General features: G+C 69.8%; 13 protein-coding genes. 7 read left to right on the top strand and 6 right to left on the bottom strand.

What is annotated here, in order from left to right:
• Positions 1–79 precede the first annotated feature (79 nt).
• From ACPP3B_RS08570 to mrdA, 4 genes are read left to right on the top strand one after another with little or no spacing between them, the layout of a single operon-like run.
• Entirely contained in the window at positions 80–1,126 is a 1,047-nt protein-coding gene (locus tag ACPP3B_RS08570) for a rod shape-determining protein (protein ID WP_314226439.1), read from the top strand.
• Between the two features lie 49 nt (positions 1,127–1,175).
• Entirely contained in the window at positions 1,176–2,060 is an 885-nt protein-coding gene (gene mreC, locus ACPP3B_RS08565) for a rod shape-determining protein MreC (RefSeq protein ID WP_299022709.1), read from the top strand.
• Positions 2,057–2,581: a rod shape-determining protein MreD gene (gene mreD, locus ACPP3B_RS08560; protein WP_299022711.1), complete on the top strand. Its 525-nt coding sequence runs from the start codon at positions 2,057–2,059 to the stop codon at positions 2,579–2,581. Before mreC ends, mreD begins: the two co-directional genes overlap by 4 nt.
• Positions 2,582–2,629: 48 nt before the next feature.
• On the top strand, positions 2,630–4,600 hold the full coding sequence (gene mrdA, locus ACPP3B_RS08555; protein WP_424858715.1) for a penicillin-binding protein 2: 1,971 nt from the start codon (positions 2,630–2,632) through the stop codon (positions 4,598–4,600).
• Here mrdA and ACPP3B_RS08550 read toward each other — a convergent pair.
• The 3 genes from ACPP3B_RS08550 to glnK all read right to left on the bottom strand — a co-directional run bounded on the left by ACPP3B_RS08550 (position 4,582) and on the right by glnK (position 7,316).
• Entirely contained in the window at positions 4,582–5,346 is a 765-nt protein-coding gene (locus ACPP3B_RS08550; RefSeq protein WP_424858714.1) for a TSUP family transporter, read from the bottom strand. The genes mrdA and ACPP3B_RS08550 overlap by 19 nt on opposite strands.
• Before the next feature lie 170 nt (positions 5,347–5,516).
• Positions 5,517–6,932 carry an ammonium transporter gene (locus ACPP3B_RS08545; protein WP_299022184.1) on the bottom strand — a complete coding sequence of 472 codons (1,416 nt, stop codon included), beginning with the start codon at positions 6,930–6,932 and terminating at the stop codon, positions 5,517–5,519.
• A gap of 45 nt (positions 6,933–6,977) precedes the next feature.
• Positions 6,978–7,316 (bottom strand): P-II family nitrogen regulator, encoded by a 339-nt coding sequence (glnK, locus tag ACPP3B_RS08540; protein WP_299022182.1) that lies wholly within the window; start codon positions 7,314–7,316, stop codon positions 6,978–6,980.
• A 175-nt stretch (positions 7,317–7,491) separates the two neighbouring features.
• Here glnK and ACPP3B_RS08535 point away from each other — a divergent pair, with 175 nt between their 5' ends.
• Genes ACPP3B_RS08535 through ACPP3B_RS08525 form a run of 3 tightly spaced genes read left to right on the top strand, consistent with a single transcriptional unit; the run spans position 7,492 to position 11,572 of the window.
• A complete protein-coding gene (locus ACPP3B_RS08535; RefSeq protein WP_424858713.1) occupies positions 7,492–9,045 on the top strand; it encodes a YifB family Mg chelatase-like AAA ATPase in 1,554 nt (517 codons plus the stop codon).
• A 29-nt stretch (positions 9,046–9,074) separates the two neighbouring features.
• Positions 9,075–10,346, top strand: coding sequence for a hypothetical protein (locus ACPP3B_RS08530; protein ID WP_424858712.1), 1,272 nt, complete (start codon positions 9,075–9,077; stop codon positions 10,344–10,346).
• Positions 10,343–11,572 (top strand): GspE/PulE family protein, encoded by a 1,230-nt coding sequence (locus ACPP3B_RS08525; protein WP_424858711.1) that lies wholly within the window; start codon positions 10,343–10,345, stop codon positions 11,570–11,572. The genes ACPP3B_RS08530 and ACPP3B_RS08525 overlap by 4 nt, the downstream gene beginning before the upstream one ends.
• A gap of 21 nt (positions 11,573–11,593) precedes the next feature.
• Here ACPP3B_RS08525 and ACPP3B_RS08520 read toward each other — a convergent pair whose 3' ends face one another.
• From ACPP3B_RS08520 to ACPP3B_RS08510, 3 genes are read right to left on the bottom strand one after another with little or no spacing between them, the layout of a single operon-like run.
• Positions 11,594–13,045 (bottom strand): efflux transporter outer membrane subunit, encoded by a 1,452-nt coding sequence (locus ACPP3B_RS08520; protein WP_424858710.1) that lies wholly within the window; start codon positions 13,043–13,045, stop codon positions 11,594–11,596.
• Positions 13,042–16,185 (bottom strand): efflux RND transporter permease subunit, encoded by a 3,144-nt coding sequence (locus ACPP3B_RS08515; RefSeq protein ID WP_424858709.1) that lies wholly within the window; start codon positions 16,183–16,185, stop codon positions 13,042–13,044. Before ACPP3B_RS08515 ends, ACPP3B_RS08520 begins: the two co-directional genes overlap by 4 nt.
• A 13-nt stretch (positions 16,186–16,198) precedes the next feature.
• A complete protein-coding gene (locus tag ACPP3B_RS08510) occupies positions 16,199–17,374 on the bottom strand; it encodes an efflux RND transporter periplasmic adaptor subunit (protein ID WP_424858708.1) in 1,176 nt (391 codons plus the stop codon).
• Positions 17,375–17,412: the final 38 nt, after the last annotated feature.

Genomic DNA, 17,412 nt, shown 5'->3' with positions numbered 1-17,412 from the left:
ATCCCGGGTTTCGCGATATGGCCTGCCCGCGGCCAGACGCCCACCCCTTGCTGGCAGGCTGCACAGGACTCCACACACCATGTTCGAATCTCTGCGTCGGCACTTCTCGACCGACCTCGCCATCGACCTGGGCACGGCCAACACGCTCATTTACGTGCGCGGCAAAGGCATCGTGCTCGACGAGCCGTCGGTCGTCGCCATCCGCCACGAGGGCGGCCCCACCGGGAAAAAAACCATCCAGGCCGTCGGCCACGCGGCCAAGGCCATGCTGGGCAAGGTGCCCGGCAACATCGAAGCGATCCGGCCCATGAAGGACGGCGTGATCGCCGACTTCACCGTCACCGAGCAAATGCTCAAGCAGTTCATCAAGATGGTGCACCCGCGCTCGATGCTGCGCCCGAGCCCGCGCATCATCATTTGCGTGCCGTGCGGCTCCACGCAGGTGGAGCGGCGCGCCATCCGCGAATCGGCTCTCGGTGCTGGCGCGTCCGAGGTGTTTCTGATCGAAGAGCCGATGGCCGCGGCGATCGGTGCCGGCCTACCCGTGTCCGAGGCCGCCGGCTCGATGGTGGTGGACATCGGCGGCGGTACCACCGAGGTGGGCGTCATCAGCCTGGGTGGCATGGTCTACAAGGGCAGCGTGCGCGTTGGCGGCGACAAGTTCGACGAGGCCATCATCAACTACATCCGCCGCAACTACGGCATGTTGATCGGCGAGCCCACCGCGGAGCTGATCAAAAAGACGATCGGCAGCGCCTTTCCCGGCTCCGAAGTTAAGGAGATGGAGGTCAAGGGCCGCAACCTCTCCGAAGGCGTGCCGCGCAGCTTCACCATCAGCTCCAACGAGGTGCTGGAGGCGCTGACGGACCCGATCAACAACATCGTCAGCGCGGTCAAGACGGCGCTGGAACAAACCCCCCCGGAGCTGGGCGCCGACATCGCCGACCGCGGCATGATGCTGACCGGCGGTGGCGCGCTGCTGCGCGACCTGGACCGGCTGCTCAACGAGGAAACCGGTCTGCCGGTGTTCGTGGCCGAAGACCCGCTGACCTGCGTGGTGCGCGGTTGCGGCACGGCGCTGGAGCAGATGGACCGGCTGGGTCACGGCATCTTCACCAACGAGTGAGGCACGTGGGCGGCCCCGTCGCCGACGGCCCGATCGCCATCGCCGCACCATGCCGCTGGGCACCCTCGACCGCACACCGCCGCCCTTTTTCAAGCAGGGCACGCCCGCGCTGAGCAAGATGCTGGTGCTCAGCGCACTGGCCGTGGTGCTGATGGTGGTCGATGCCCGCCTACACTGGGCGGCGCCGTTGCGCACCGCCGTGGCCACGGTGCTGATGCCGGTGCAGTGGCTGGCGCTGCAGCCGGTGCACGCAGTGCGGTGGGTGGGGGCGCACTTGGCGTCGCTGGAGGCGGCGCAGCGCGACGCCCGCGAAGCCCGCGAGCAATTGGCCCAGCAAGCGCAGCGCGCCGGGCTGGTGGAGCACCTGGCGCAAGAAAACCGCGAACTGCGTCGGCTGCTCGGCCTGCGCGAGCGGGTATCGCCCGCCGCGCAGGGTGCGGAAATCCTGTATGCGTTACCCGATCCCTACGTGCCTGGGGTGGTGATCGACCGGGGCGCACTGCAGGGGGTACGGCTGGGCGCCCCGGTGATGGACGGCTACGGCGTGCTGGGGCAGGTGACGCGCGTGCACCCGGCCACGAGCGAGGTCACGCTGCTGGTACACCGCAAAATGGCGGTACCGGTGCTCAATACCCGCACCGGGGAGCGCTATTTGGCCTATGGCACCGGCAGCCGCGACGAGCCCGAACTGAGCCTGCGCTTCGTTCCCGTGCAGACTGCCACGCGCGCCGGTGACGTGCTGGTGACCAGCGGCATCGACGGGTTGTACCCCACGGGCCTGCCCGTGGCCACGGTGCGCCGGGTATCGGCCGAGGGCGGTGAAGGCTTTGCCGAGGTGCTGGCGGAGCCCGCAGCGCGCGTGCGCGACGCCCTGCACGTGCTGGTGCTGGAGCCGATGTCCAGCGCCCCCGCTGCCCGGGAGGATCGGCCATGATCATGCCGCGCGGCCAGGCGCTGCTGTTGCCGGCCAACCCCACCTTCGTTTGGGTGACACTGGCCGCGGCCTTCGTGTTGCAGGTCTTGCAAGGGCTGCTCAGCCCCGCCGCTTGGCTGCCGGACTGGATGGCGCTGGTGCTGGTCTTTTGGATCGTCCACCAGCCACTGCGCGTCGGCGTGGGGGTGGCATTCGTGGCCGGGTTGGGGCTGGACGTGCACCAGGGTGTCTTGCTGGGGCAACACGCCCTGGCCTACACGGTGATGGGGTACCTGGCAGTGACGCTGCACCGGCGTGTGCTGTGGTTCGACTGGCTGGGCCAGACGCTGCACGTGCTGCCGCTGTTGGCGGTGGCCTTTGGCGTACAGGTGCTGGTTCGCGCCGTCGCTGGGCATGGCGCGCCGCCCGCATGGGCCTGGGTGTCGCCGTTGCTGACCGCAGCGCTGTGGGTGCCGGCGACCGGCCTGTTGCTCGCACCGCAGCGCCGCGCACCCGACCCCGACGAGACGCGGCCCCTGTGATCGCGGGGCATGTCCTTCCCTCGGCCGCGAGACCCGCCCAACCCCGCGATGACTGCCTACACCGACGCCGACGCCCACATCGCGCAGCTGCGCTGGCGCGCCTGGATCGCGCTGGTGGCTGTGGTGTGTGCGTTTGGCCTGGTGGCCTTGCGGGCCTGGCACCTGCAAATCCGTGAACACGAGCGCTACGCGGCACAGGCCGAAGGCAATCGCACCGCCGTGCTGCCGATCGTACCGCCGCGTGGGCGTATCGTGGACCGCAACGGCATCGTGCTGGCCGAAAACCTGCCCGTGTACACCCTGGAGATCGTCCCCGCGCGCACGCCCGATTTGGACGCCACCCTGGAGCGGCTGGGTGAGTTGGTCACGCTCACGCCACGCGATCTGCAGCGCTTTCGGCGACTGCTGGCCGATTCCAAGCGCATCGACTCGGTGCCGCTCAAAACCCGGCTGAGCGAGGCCGAGATGGCGCGCGTCGCCACCCACCTGTGGTCGTTGCCTGGCGTGGACATCCAAGCGCGCCAATTGCGGCGCTACCCGCTGGGCCCCACCGCCGCGCACGTCGTGGGCTACATCGGGCGCATCAGCCCGCGCGACCGCGAGGCGATGGAAGACTGGCCCGAGGAAAAAGTCGCCAATTACCGCGGCACCACCCACATCGGCAAGCTGGGGGTGGAGCAAGCGCAAGAGGAACACCTGCACGGACGCACGGGTTTCGAACGCGTCGAAACCTCGGCCACCGGGCGTGCCGTGCGTCGACTGGAGGCGACGCCCCCGCAGCCCGGCGAGACGGTGCGCCTGTCGATCGACGTGCGGCTGCAGCACCTGATCGAGCGCCTGTACGGCGAGCGGCGCGGGGCGTTGGTCGCGCTCGACCCGCGCACGGGCGAGGTATTGGCGCTGGTGAGCATGCCCAGCTTCGACCCCAACCTGTTCGTCGACGGCATCGACGTGGACAACTGGCGTGCGCTCAACGAATCGCTGGACCGCCCACTGCTCAACCGCGCGCTGCGCGGCACCTACCCGCCCGGGTCGACCTACAAGCCGTTCATGGCACTGGCCGCTCTTGAGCTGGGGCTGCGCACGCCGCAGACGGTGATTAACGACCCGGGTTACTGGACACTGGGCAACCATCGCTTCCGCAGCCACGGCGAACATGCGCTCGGTGCAGTCGACCTCAGGCGCAGCATCGTGATGTCGAGCAACGTGTACTACTACACCCTGGCACACGAGATGGGTGTACAGGCCATCCACGACTTCATGGCCCCGCTGGGATTTGGGCAGCTCACGGGGATCGACCTACCGGGCGAGGCGCGCGGGATTCTGCCCAGCCCCGCGTGGAAGCGGGCCACCTACAAGCGAGCCGAGCAGCAGCGCTGGCACCCGGGCGAGACGATCTCGCTGGGCATCGGCCAGGGCTACAACAGCTTCACGATGCTACAGCTGGCCACCGCGATGGCGACGCTGGCCAACGGCGGCCAGCGCCAGACGCCACACGTCGTGCTAGAGACGCTTGCCCCTGGTCCGCAAGGCGAAGTCACCTCGACCCGGGTGCAGCCAGCGCCACTGGCGCTGGGCTACCGGCCACAGCACGTGCAGACCGTGCTCGAAGCGATGGCGGCCGTGACCACCGAGGGGACGGCTGCGCGCGTGTTTGCAGGCGCCCCCTACCGCAGCGGCGGCAAGACCGGCACCGCGCAGGCGGTCACCATCGGCCAGCGCGACAAGTACGACGCCCGCCGCTTGGCCGAATTCCAGCGCGACCACTCGCTCTACGTGGCGTTCGCGCCGCTGGAATCCCCGCGCGTGGCGCTGGCCGTGATCGTGGAAAACGCCGGTTTTGGTGCCGCCCACGCGGCCCCGATTGCGCGCCGGGTGTTCGATTACCTGCTGCTGGGCCAGTACCCGAGCGAAGAGGACATCGCCGCCACGCAAAAAGGCCAAACCGCCGCGCCCATTGGCACGCCGCGGCGCGTCGAAGACATCCCGTGGCCGCCGCCTCAGGGCAGCGCGCCGTAAGCGTCCCAGGCGGTCTTGGCAATGAGTGCCGCGACCACGATCAGGAACACGCCACGCACGAAGCCGGCACCGTGTTGGAGTGCCAGCCTCGTGCCCAGCAGGCTGCCGGCGACGTTGGCCAGCGCCATCGCCAGCCCGTAATGCCACCAGACGTGGCCCTTCCAGGCAAACAGAGCCACCGCCGCGACGTTGGACGTGGTGTTGAGCAGCTTGGCCGCCGCGCTCGCGCCCAAAAAGTCGTACCCCAGCCAGCGCACGAAGGCAAACACGAAAAAGCTACCCGTGCCCGGCCCGAAGAAGCCGTCATAAAACCCGATCGTGCCCCCCACCGCGCACGTCGCCAGCACCTCGGCGCGGCCCGCATAGCGGGGCTGATGGGTGCGGCCCAGGTCTTTGCGCGCCAGGGTGTAGAGCAGCACCGCCGCCAGCACGAACGGCAGTGCGCGCCGCAGCGCCTCGGGCGACACCACCGTCACCACCCACGCCCCCAGCCATGCCGCCAGCGCACACACCCCCGCTGCGGGCAGCAACGCCGACCAGCGCAGGGGCACGCGCCGGGCATAGCGCCACGTGGCGGTCGCCGTACCCCACATCGAAGCGCTTTTGTTGGTGCCCAGCAAGGTGGCGGGCGGCGCATGCGGAAAGGCCGCAAACAGCGCCGGCACCAGAATCAGGCCGCCGCCGCCCACGATCGAATCCACGAACCCCGCCAGCAACGAAGCCGCTGTCAAAACCAGCCATTCCATCCCCCCGATTGTGGCGCCTGCCGCCCACCCAGGCGGCCGCGTCGCGTCGCCCGTTTGACGACCCCCTGCCCGACTGGCGGTCACGCTGGTTGAAAAAAGGCCCGGGTGCTTGGCGCAACCCGGGCCACGAGCCCTAGGAGAGACGCGAGGCAGATGAAGCCGTGGCGTCGTCAGCGGTTGTAGGCCGACTCGCCGTGGTAGGTGATGTCCAGACCCTCGCGCTCTTCCTCTTCGGTCACGCGCAGACCGATGACCATGTCCACGATCTTGTAGGCGATGAAGGCCACCACCGACGACCACACCATGGTGATGACGACACCCTCGGCCTGAACCAGGAGCTGGCTGGCGATGCTGAAGTCCTCGGCACCCGTGCCGCCCAGCCCCGGCGCGGCAAACACCCCTGTCAGCAGCGCACCGACGATGCCGCCGACCCCGTGCACACCGAACACGTCCAGCGAATCATCGGCACCGAGCATCTTCTTGAGGCCCGTCACGCCCCACAGGCACACGAAGCCCGCCACCAAACCGATGACGATGGAACCCATGGGCCCGACCGAACCGCACGCCGGGGTAATGGCCACCAACCCCGCCACCGCCCCAGATGCCGCGCCCAGCATGGACGCCTTGCCCTTGTGCAGCGCCTCGCCGATCGACCAGGCCAGCACGGCCGCTGCGGTGGCCAGCAGCGTGTTGAGGAACGCCAGCGCGGCACCGGCGGTGGACTCCAGGTTGGAGCCCGCGTTGAACCCAAACCAGCCCACCCACAGCAGCGAAGCGCCCACCATCGTCAGCGTCAGGCTGTGCGGGGGCATGGCCTCGCGACCATAGCCGATACGCTTGCCCAGCAGATAGGCGCCGACCAGACCCGCCATGGCGGCATTGATGTGCACCACGGTGCCACCGGCAAAATCCAGCGCACCCTTGTCCAACAAATAACCGCCAGGCCCCCACACCATGTGCGCGATCGGCAGGTAGCTGAACGTGAACCACAGCGCGCTAAACAGCAGCACCGCGCTGAACTTGATGCGCTCGGCAAACGAGCCGACGATGAGCGCACAGGTGATGCCCGCGAAAGTGGCCTGGAATGCAACGAAGATCAGCTCCGGTAACTTGACGTTTTCGGTGAAGGTATCCGCCAATGACGCCGTGGTCACCCCCGCCAGAAAGACCTTGTCCAAGCTGCCGATGATGGCCCCCTCGCCCCCAAACGCCAGGCTGTAGCCGTAAATGGCCCACAGCACCGTGATGAGCGAAAACACCATCATCACCTGCATCAGCACCGACAGCATGTTCTTGCTACGCACCAGCCCGCCGTAGAACAGCGCCAGCCCAGGCAGCACCATCAGGACGACCAGCAGCGTGGCGGTCATCATCCAGGCCACGTCGCCCTTGTCGACCGTGACCGCCGCCGCAGCGGCAGCAGCGGGCTCGGCCGCCGCCGGTTCGGTCGCGGCGGGGGCGGGAGTAGGCGCCGCGGTCTCGGCCGCCGCGGGCGCGTCTTTGGGAGGCTCGGCACTCTGGGCCAGCGCGGCGCCAGCCCATACCAGCCCGATACCCAGGCACAGACTCAAGAGCAGTTTTTTCATGGGAATCCCCTCACGGTGATGGGTGTTGGATGGATGGGCGCGGCGTCAGAGCGCGTCGGCGCCCGTCTCGCCAGTGCGGATGCGGATCACTTGCTCGAGCGGGAAGACGAAGATCTTGCCGTCGCCGATCTTGCCGGTGCGGGCCGCAGACTCGATCGCCTCGATGACACGCTCGACCAGCCCGTCGGCCACGGCCGCCTCGACCTTGACCTTGGGCAGAAAATCGACGACGTACTCCGCGCCCCGGTAGAGCTCGGTATGGCCCTTCTGGCGCCCAAAGCCCTTGACTTCGGTGACCGTGATGCCCTGCACGCCGATGGCCGACAGCGCTTCGCGCACCTCGTCGAGCTTGAAGGGTTTGATGATGGCGGTGACCAGTTTCATGGCAGTCCTTTCCTTGGGGTTGCTCACCTTTCCATTAGGCTCACCCATCCAAAGCACGACGCGTGCCAGCCTGCGCCGATGCCGCGCGCGGCCAGCACGCTCGCCGACCGGCTCGCCACCCATGGCATCATTGGCACCGAGCCATTCGCACGAGCGAGAGGGAGGGCGACAGGTCATGGGTCTATGCGTGGTGCACAGCCGTACCCTCGTGGGGTTGACGGCGCATCCGGTGCACGTCGAGGTGCACCTGGCCAACGGTTTACCCAGCTTCACGCTGGTTGGACTGGCCGATACCGAAGTCAAGGAAGCGCGCGAGCGCGTGCGCTCGGCGATCCAGAACAGTGGGCTGGAGTGGCCCTCGTCCAAGCGCATCACGGTCAACCTGGCGCCCGCCGATTTACCCAAGGAATCGGGTCGGCTCGACCTGCCCATCGCGCTGGGCATCCTGGCCGCCAGCGGCCAGCTCGATGCACAAGCCCTGCAGGGGTACGAATACGCGGGCGAACTCTCGCTCAGCGGCGCCTTGCGCCCCGTGCGCGGCGCGCTGCCCATGGCACTGGCCCTGCGCACCGAACACGCGCAGCGCCCGGCGGCCCCCACCCTGGTGCTGCCCGCGGGCAGCGCCGAGGAAGCCGCCCTCGTGCCCGGGGTCACGGTGGTGCGCGTGGCGCACCTGCGGGACGTGGTGCAGCGCTTCGCAGCGGGCGAGGGTCAGGCTGCCGACGACGCGGGTGGCTGGCAATTGGTGCGTGCTAGCACCACGTTGGTGCATACCGCACCCAGCGGCCCCGATCTGGCTGACGTCAAGGGGCAGGCGGCCGCGCGGCGGGCGCTGGAGGTCGCGGCAGCTGGCGGGCACAGCCTGCTGCTGTCGGGGCCGCCGGGTTCGGGCAAATCGATGCTGGCGCAGCGGCTGGCCGGACTGTTGCCCCCGTTGAGCGACGACGAGGCGCTGGAGGCGGCAGCCATCGCCTCGCTGGTCGGGCGCTTCGACCCACAGCGCTGGCGCCAGCGCCCCACCGCCGCCCCACACCACACGGCCAGTGCGGCGGCGCTGGTGGGCGGCGGCTCGCCACCACGCCCAGGGGAGATTTCGCTCGCCCACCACGGCGTGCTGTTTCTGGACGAGCTGCCCGAATATTCCCGTGCCGCGCTGGAGGCGCTGCGTGAGCCGCTCGAGACCGGCACGGTGCGCCTGTCGCGTGCAGCGCGGCAGGTCGAGTACCCGGCACGCTTTCAGCTCGTCGCGGCCATGAACCCCTGCCCGTGCGGCTACCTGGGGGCGACGACGCGCGCCTGCCGCTGCACACCCGAGCAGATCCAGCGCTACCGCAGCCGCCTCAGCGGCCCGCTGCTGGACCGCATCGACCTGCAGGTCGAGGTGCCGGCGCTGCCGCCCGAGGTGCTGCTGACATCGACCCCGGGCGAGTCATCCGCCGTGGTACGTGAGCGGGTATGGGCCGCGCGGGCACGCGCCGAGGCACGCCAGGGCTGCCCCAACCACGCCTTGCAAGGGGACGCGCTGCTGGCCCACGCCGCCGCCGACGATGCCGCACAGCGCCTACTGCAGCAGGCGGCGGCACGGCTGGGCTGGTCGGGGCGGGCCACGCACCGGGCGCTGCGCGTGGCGCGCACCATCGCCGACTTGGCGGGCAGCGAGCGCGTGCAGGCCATTCATGTGGCGGAAGCGCTGCAGTACCGCCCCACGCCGGGCCCGATGCCGCCATAATGGCGCGCAGCGCCACGCCCTTGCCCTCCATGAACACTGCGACGCCCGCTTTTCGAGCCTCAGCGTTTCCGGACGACGCCGCCCTGCCACCGCTGCGTTGGCCCACGCCTCCTTACCTGGCGTACGGCGCGGAGCAACAATTGGACGGCCCACAGCCGTGCGAGGTCGAGGGAGTCAACGGCCAGACCCGCTCGTGCCTGCTCGTCAGTCTGGACATGGAGCGGCGGCTCGCGCACATCCAGGTGCCGCCGTCGCGCACCGTGATGCCGTTGCGGTTCGACATGTTCCGACGGCTCTCGCTGACCGAGCCGCTGGCGCCACTGGCACTCACCGACACCCAGCCACCCGACAGCACGTTCGAGGCCTTGGTGCGCCACCGCCCGCGCCTGCCGTACCGGCTGACGCTGGCCGACGGCAGCGTGCGCGAGGGCACGACCATCGGACACGTGACCGGCGAGGCGGGTGCCTTTCTGTACGAGCCCCTCGACGACGACGACCGCGTGCGACGGTTGTTTTTCCCGCGCGAGGCGTACCGGGATCTTCACGTCGGCGAGGCGATCGGCCGGGTGCTGGTGGAGCAGCAGGCCCTGACCGCCGACCAAGTCGAACTGGCCGCGCGCGAGCAAGAAGCGATGCGCCAGCGCAAGCTGGGCGACTACTTGGTGGGCAAGGAGATCGTCAAACCCGAGCAGCTGCTCGCGGCGCTGGAAGAGCAGCACCGCATGCCGCTGGTGCGCATTGGCGAGGCGCTGACAGCGCTGGGGTTCATCACCGAAGCGCAACTGCAAGAGGCGCTGGAGCGCCAAAAATCCGAGCGCAGCGTGCCGTTGGGGGAGCTGTTGGTGCAAAGCGGTCAGCTCACGCGCGAGCAGCTGCGGGTGGCGCTGGCGCGCAAGATGGGCTACCCCGTGGTCGATCTGGCGCAGTTTCCGGTCGATGCCGACGCCCTGCGGCGGGTCCCGCTGGCCACTGCACGCAAACTGCGCATCGTGCCGCTGCTGTGGCGCGCCGGCACGCTCATCATCGCCGCCGAAGACCCCTCGCGGCGGGCGATGATCGACGAGCTGGAGTTTTTGCTGCAATGCAAGGTGGTGCCGACACTCAGCAGCCAGCCGCTCGATGCCCGCGTCGTCACCGACGTCTATGCCCGCTTCGGGCTCGATGCCGGTGCGCCCCCCGTCGCCGAGGCACCGGGCGGTGCCGAGACCAGCAGCTGCTCGAGTCGCTGGAGCTCAGCGCCGAGGACGCCGACGACGGCGCCCCACCGGTCGAGCAATCCGACAACTCGCTGGTCCGGTTGATCAACACCATCATCGTCGAGGCCTACCAGCAAGGCGCCTCGGACATCCACATCGAGACGCACCCGAGCAAGCGCAAGGTGCGCATCCGTCTGCGCAAGGACGGGCGGCTGCGCCCCTACATGGAGCTGCCGCACACGTACCGCGCGGCGCTCGTCGCGCGCATCAAGATCATGTGCGAGCTCGACATTTCCGAGCGCCGCAAGCCGCAGGACGGCAAGATCGACTTCGCGAAGTTCTCGCCGCAGCACCGCCTGGAACTGCGCGTGGCCACCATCCCCACGCACGGCGGCGCGGAGGACGTGGTGCTGCGCATCCTGACCTCCGCCAAGCCCCTGGCCGTCGAGGAGCTGGGACTGACGCCGGAGAACCACGACCAGCTGCTGCAGGCGGTGCAGCGCCCGCACGGCATGGTGCTGTGCGTCGGGCCCACCGGATCGGGCAAGACGACCACGCTGCACTCGCTGCTGCAGCACATCAACACGCCCGATCGCAAGATCTGGACGGCCGAAGACCCGATCGAGATCGCCAACCCCGATCTGCGCCAGATCCAGATCAATCCGCGCATCGACTGGACGTTCGGCAAGGCGCTGCGCGCCCTGCTGCGGGCCGACCCCGATGTCATCATGGTCGGCGAGATCCGCGACACCGAGACCGCGCAGATGGCCATCGAGGCGTCGCTGACCGGCCACCTGGTGCTGTCCACCCTGCACACCAACAGCGCAGCCGAGACGGTGGTGCGCCTGCTCGACATGGGGATGGACCCGTTCAACTTCGCGGACTCGCTGGTGGGGGTGTTGGCCCAGCGCCTGGTGCGCCGTCTGTGCCCCAACTGTGTGCACACCTCGCCGGCCGATGCCGCATTCGTGGACGAGCTGCTGGCCGACTACCTGCACGCCTTCCCGGACGACCTGCGCCCCGGAGCCGATGCCCTGCGCTCGCAATGGCAGGCGCGCTTCGGACGCGAGGGGGGCGGGCTCACCCGGTCGGAATCGGCCGGCTGCCCGCTGTGCGACCACACCGGCTACAAGGGCCGGCTCGGCATCCACGAACTGCTGCTGGTGGACGGCCCCCTGCGCCGGCTCATCCAGACCAAGGCCCCGCCGGAGGTGCTGGAACACTCGGCGATGGCCACCGGCCACTTCCGCACCCTGCGGCAGGACGGGATCCTGAAGGTGCTGCAGGGCCTGACGACGATTGACGAGATCCGCGCCAGCACGGCACACTGAGCACCACCGGGACGCCTGCCGTCAGCGCGCGACCAAGGGTGCCCCGGAAGGCGTCCAGCCGCCGCCCAGGGCCTTGAAGACGTCCACCGTCGCCGCGAGCTGCGCACGGCGGTTGGACAGTGTCTGCAGTTGCGCGGCGTTGGCGGTGCGTTCGGCGTCGAGCAGCTCCAGATAACCGGCGTAGCCGGCGTCGTAACGCCGGCGCGCCAGCACCAGCGCCTGGCGCGCCGCGCCCTCGGCCGCAAGCACCTCGGGCTCGGACGCGCGCGCAGCGCGCAGGTTGGCCAGCGCGTCCGAGACATCCTTGAACGCCGCCTGCACCGCCCCCTGATAAGCCGCCAGTGCTTCGCGCTGCCGCGCCTCGGCCTGTTCGACCCGCGCGCGCCGCAGCCCCGCGTCGAAGATCGGCAGATCGACCCCCAGCCCCAACGTCCAGATCCGCGACCCGCCGCGCAGCAGCTCGGACAGCTCCGCGCTCTCGCCACCCGCCAGCCCCGTCAGCGCGATGGACGGAAACAGCGCGGCCCGGGCGACGCCGATCTGGGCCTGGGCCGAAACGAGCGCCTGCTCCGCCTGGCGCACGTCCGGCCGCCGCTCCAGCAGCACGGAGGGCAGACCCGCGGGCGGCACGGGCGGCCGCGGCAGATCGCGCACGCGCCCTTCGGCCAGCACGAGTCCCGGCTCGCCCACCAGCAGCGCCAACTGGGCGTGCACCCCGGCGCGCTGCCGCTCCAGTTCGAGCAGTTGCACGGCGGCCTCGGCGCGCAGCCCCTCGGCCTGCGCCACCTCCAGCCGGCTGCCCAGGCCGTTATCCAGCCGCAGCCGCAGCAACCGCAACGCCTCCTCGCGGGTGCGCAGGGTCTCGCGCGTCAGGGCGATCTGCTCGTCCAGCGTGCGCAGGCCGAAGTCCCCCTGCACCACCAGGCCGGCCACGGTCTGGCGCACCACCTCCTGCGCGTACCGGGTGGCCAGGGCCTGGGCCCGGGCGGCTTCCGAGGCGCGGCGCAACCGCCCCCAGAAGTCCAGCTCGAATCCGGTGGACAGCGCCAGGCGGTAGCGATCGGTGGTGGCGCCGCCGCCGGCCTGTCCGGTGGTCGCGCTGGAGCGGCTGCGCGCGGCGCTGCCCTGCCCGTCGACACCGGGCCAGCGCGCGGCATCGGCCTGCGCCAGCAGGGCCTCGGCCTGCTCCACGCGGGCCACCGCCTGCCGCACGTCGGCGTTGTGGGCCAGCGCGCGCTGCACGAGCGCCGTCAGCCGCTCGTCCCCGAACTGCGTCCACCAGTCGGGTGCCACCGTGGCCTGCGCCAGCGCGGCCTCACCCCCTTCCCCCGGAAACTGCGCCGGCAGCGCGACCTCCGGGCGCCGGTAGTCGGGACCGACGGCGCAGCCGGCGAGCACCGCTGCGGCCAACAACAGGGCCGCGCGGGCCGTCGCACGGGTGAAGGGGATCGAAGGGGGAATCACGGTCATCATACCGGCAGCTCCTCGGTCTCGGCCGGGGTGTGGGTGTGCTGCGGTCGCGGCTTGCGCGCCAGCAGCGCAAAGAACAGGGGCACGAAGATCGGCGCGACGAAGGTGGCCACCAGCATCCCGCCGAACACCCCGGTGCCCATGGACTGCCGCGCGGCGGCACCGGCCCCCGTGGCCAGCACCAGCGGCACCACGCCCAGCACGAAGGCCAGCGACGTCATCAGAATGGGCCGGAACCGCAGCCGGGCCGCCTCCAGCGCCGCATCGGCCGCCTTCTTGCCGTGCTCCATGCCCTGCATCGCGAACTCGGCGATCAGGATGGCGTTCTTGGCCGCCAGGCCGATCAACACCACCAGGCCGATCTGGAAATAGATGTCGTTCTGCATGCCGCGCAGCCACACGGCGAGCAACGCGCCGGTGACCGCGAACGGCACCGCGAGCACCACCGCGAACGGCACGCCCCAGCGCTCGTACAGCGCCGAGAGAATGAGGTACACCATCACGAGCGCGAAGCCGAACGCGAACACCGACGCACTGCCGGTGCGCTTTTCCTGGAAGGCCTGACCTGTCCATTCGTAGCTGTAGCCCGGCGGCAGCGCCTGGCGCGCCACGGCCTCGACCGCGGCGATCGCTTCGCCGGAGCTGTAGCCCGGCTTGGCGTTGCCCATCACCTTGGCCGCGATGTACGAGTTGTACCGCTCGATCTGCTCGGCCCCGACGACGGCGTCCACCTGGATCAGCGCCTTGAGCGGGATCATCTGCCCGGTGGTCTGCGAACGCACGTACAGGCGCCCCAGGTCGTCCGGCTTCGCGCGGTACGGTGCATCGGCCTGCATCGTGACGCGGTAGATGCGACCGGAGCGGTTGAAGTCATTGACGTAGAGCGAACCCATCTGCGCCTGCAGCGCGGCGAACACCTCGTTGACCGGCACGCCCAGCGCAAGCGCCTTCTCGCGGTCCACCTCCACGCGCAGCTGCGGCACGGTGGGGCGGAAGAACGTCTGCGCCTGCGCAAGCACCGGGTGCTGGTTGAGCGCGGCGATGAAGTCCTGCGTCACCTGCGCCAGGCGCTGCGGGTCGCTCTCGCCGCGCCCCTGCACATACACCTCGAAGCCGCCGGCCTGCCCCAGCCCCTGGATGCCCGGCGGGTTGAAGGCGAAGGCCAGCCCGTCCTTCAGCGCGAGCCCCATGCCGCTGACCTGCTGCGCGAGCTGCTGCGTGGTCTGCTCGCGTTCCTCCCAGCCCTTCATCGGGATGAAGATGGTCGCCGCATTGCTCTTGGCGCCTCCGCCGATCAGGTCGAAGCCGTTGATGATGAAGAAGCTGTCGATCGCGGGGTTCTGCGCATTCATCAGGCGCAGCTGCTCGGTCGTGCGCGCGGTGCGCTCGAGCGTCGCGCCGTCGGGCAGCACCACGGCGGCGATGATGTAACCCTGGTCCTCCTCCGGCACGAAGCTGCCCGGCACACGGGCGAACAGCCACGTCGCCCCGCCGAGCATCAGCGCAAAGCCCAGCAGCGCCAGGATGCGGCGCTTGAGCGCCAGATCCACCGCCCCCAGAAAGCGGTGCGTCAACCAGTCGAAGCCGCGGTTGAAGGGTGCAAAGACCTGCTGCAGCCGCGTGCGGCCGTCGAAGTGCGGCTTGAGCAGCAGCGCGCACAGCGCCGGCGTCAGCGTCAGCGCCACGACGCCCGACAGCACCACCGCAATGGCCACCGTGACCGCGAACTGCCGGTACAACTGCCCCGCGATGCCGCCCATGAACGCCACCGGGATGAACACCGCGCACAGCACCAGCACGATGCCCACCACCGCGCCCGAGACCTCGCGCATCGCCTCGATGGCGGCGGCCATCGGGCTCATCTTCTCCTCGCGCATCAGCCGCTCGACGTTTTCCAGCACCACGATGGCGTCGTCGACCACGATGCCGATGGCCAGCACCATCGCGAACAGGGTCAGCGTGTTGATCGAAAAGCCGAACAGCCACAGCCCCGCGAAGGTGCCGATCAGCGACACCGGCACGGCGAGCATCGGAATCAGCGTGGCGCGCCAGGTCTGCAAAAAGACGAACACCACGATCAGCACGATCGCCGCCGCCTCGAGCACCGTCTTGACCACCTCGTGGATGGAGGCTGAGACGAAGCGCGTGGTGTCGTAGGGGATCAGGTAGTCCACGTCCTGCGGAAAGCGCTCGCGCTTGAGCTCGACCATGCGCGACTTGACGGCATCGCCCACGTCGAGCGCGTTGGCACCCGACTGCAGGAACACGCCGATCGCAATGGCCGGCATGCCGTTGACCGTGCTGGACTGGTCGTAACTCTGCGCCCCCAGCTCGATGCGCGCCACGTCCTTCAGGCGCAGCACGCCGTTCGGGCCGGCCGCGCGCACGACGATCTCGCCGAACTCCTCGGGCTGCACCAGCCGCCCCCGTGCGGTGACGGTGTAGACCAGCTCCTGCCCCTTCGGCGCGGGCTCGGCGCCGATCTTGCCCGCCGCGTACTGCGCGTTCTGCGCGTTGACCGCGGCCGCGATGTCGGCCGTCGTCACGCCCAGCTGCGCCATGCGGTCCGGCTGCAGCCAGATACGCATCGAGTAGTCGCGCGCACCGAAGACCAACACGTCGGCCGTGCCGGGGATGCGCTTCAACTCGTCGAGGATGTTCTGCGTCGCGTAGTTGGACAGGAACAGCTCGTCATGGGTGCGCTTCGGCGAATTGAGCGCGATCACGAGCAGGAAGTTCTCGGAACGCTTGGCCACCACCACGCCGTTGCGACGCACCTCGTCGGGCAGCCGTGGCGTGGCCAGCTGCACGCGGTTGTTGACGTTGAACGTCGCCTTGTCGATGTCGGTGCCGACCTCGAAGGTGGCGGTGATGGTCACCGTGCCGTTGGACGACGAAGTGGAGTTGAAATAGAGCAGGTTCTCCACGCCCGAGAGCTGCTCCTCGATCGGCGCGGCCACCGTGCGCGCCAGCGTCTCGGCCGAGGCGCCCGGGTAAGCGGCCGTGATGGTCACCGTCGGGGGCGCGATCTCCGGGTATTGCGCGATCGGCAGGATGCGCAACGCCACCAGCCCGGCCAGCACGATGATGATCGACAGCACGGCCGCGAAGACCGGCCGCTCGATGAAAAATTTGGACGACATGCGCGGCTCCCGTTCAGTTGGCCGCCGCGGCCTTGGGCGCCTCGGTCGCCGGTGCCGCCGTGGGAGCGGCGACGGCCGGCTGGGGCGCGACCGGCGCCCCCGGGCGCAGCTTCATCAGGTTGTCCACGATCACCTGGTCCCCATCGGCCAGGCCGCGGTAGATGACCCAGTCCCGGTCCAGCCACGGCCCGGTCTCCACCGGCGCAGGGGCCGCCTTGCCATCGCGCACCACCCACACCATGCGGCCCTGCTCGGTTTGCATGACGGCCGACTGCGGCACCTTGAACGCGTCCACCTGCCCCGCCACGACCTGCGCACGCACGAACTGCCCCGGCAGCACCGCCAGCTCGGGGTTGGCAAACTCGGCCCGCAACTGCACCGTACCCAGACGGGGATCGACGGTGGAGGCCGCGAAATTCAACCGCCCCCCGGTGAGCATGGGCCGGCCATCCGGACCCAGCAAGCGCACGTCGGCACGCCGGGCCTGGCGCAGCCGCGCCAGCTCCCCCTCGGAAAAGGCAAACCGCACCCAGATGGGGTCGGTCTGCGCCACCGTGGTCAGCAGGCTGTCGGTCCCGGCACTGACCAGCGCGCCGGTGGATTTCTGCGCCCGCCCCGTGACCCCCGTGATCGGCGCGGTCACCGTCGTGTAAGACAGGTTCAGCTCGGCCTCGCGCACGGTGGCCTGGGCCGCGGCCACGGCGGCCTCGGCCAAGCGCAGGGCCGAGACCGCGTCGTCGTACTCGCGCGGGGCAATGGCGCGCTGCTCGGCCAGCGGGGCCAGCCGCTGCGCCTCGCGCCGGGCCTGCTCCAGTTGCGCCTGCCGCTGGGCCAGGTTGGCCCGCGCCTGCTGCAGCGCGATCTCGAACGGGGCGCGCTCGATCTGGAACAGCGGCGCTCCGGCACGCACCCGCTCGCCCTCCTGGTACAGCCGCCGCTCGAGCAGCCCCGAGACCCGGGCGCGGACCTCCACCTCCTGGGAACCTTCGGCCTGCCCCACCGCCTCCACGGTGACCGGGACCGGCTCACGCCGCGCCACCCGCACGGTGACCGGCATGGCGGGCATCTCGGCCCCCGATCCGGCGGCCTGGGCCCCGGGAGACGCGCCGCGCTCCCCGCACGCGGACAACAGAACCGCGCCGGCCAGCGCGGCCAGGATCGACAAGACGAAACGATGGGGATGGGCCATGATGCAACCGTTGAGGAAAACGACGGAATCTCGCCCGG

Source organism: Tepidimonas sp. HKU77 (assembly GCF_049728535.1).
In the GTDB taxonomy this organism is placed as follows: Bacteria; Pseudomonadota; Gammaproteobacteria; order Burkholderiales; family Burkholderiaceae_C; genus Tepidimonas.
Note: the sequence above shows the minus strand (reverse complement) of the source record. Positions and strands in the feature narration are given on the sequence as shown.

Bases quoted from the DNA above. Each gene is read 5' to 3' on its own strand.
- ACPP3B_RS08570 (WP_314226439.1), top strand. From the start codon at position 80: ATGTTCGAATCTCTGCGTCGGCACTTCTCGACCGACCTCGCCATCGAC.
- mreC (WP_299022709.1), top strand. From the start codon at position 1,176: ATGCCGCTGGGCACCCTCGACCGCACACCGCCGCCCTTTTTCAAGCAG.
- mreD (WP_299022711.1), top strand. From the start codon at position 2,057: ATGATCATGCCGCGCGGCCAGGCGCTGCTGTTGCCGGCCAACCCCACC.
- mrdA (WP_424858715.1), top strand. From the start codon at position 2,630: ATGACTGCCTACACCGACGCCGACGCCCACATCGCGCAGCTGCGCTGG.
- ACPP3B_RS08550 (WP_424858714.1), bottom strand. From the start codon at position 5,346: ATGGAATGGCTGGTTTTGACAGCGGCTTCGTTGCTGGCGGGGTTCGTG.
- ACPP3B_RS08545 (WP_299022184.1), bottom strand. From the start codon at position 6,932: ATGAAAAAACTGCTCTTGAGTCTGTGCCTGGGTATCGGGCTGGTATGG.
- glnK (WP_299022182.1), bottom strand. From the start codon at position 7,316: ATGAAACTGGTCACCGCCATCATCAAACCCTTCAAGCTCGACGAGGTG.
- ACPP3B_RS08535 (WP_424858713.1), top strand. From the start codon at position 7,492: ATGGGTCTATGCGTGGTGCACAGCCGTACCCTCGTGGGGTTGACGGCG.
- ACPP3B_RS08530 (WP_424858712.1), top strand. From the start codon at position 9,075: ATGAACACTGCGACGCCCGCTTTTCGAGCCTCAGCGTTTCCGGACGAC.
- ACPP3B_RS08520 (WP_424858710.1), bottom strand. From the start codon at position 13,045: ATGATGACCGTGATTCCCCCTTCGATCCCCTTCACCCGTGCGACGGCC.
- ACPP3B_RS08515 (WP_424858709.1), bottom strand. From the start codon at position 16,185: ATGTCGTCCAAATTTTTCATCGAGCGGCCGGTCTTCGCGGCCGTGCTG.
- ACPP3B_RS08510 (WP_424858708.1), bottom strand. From the start codon at position 17,374: ATGGCCCATCCCCATCGTTTCGTCTTGTCGATCCTGGCCGCGCTGGCC.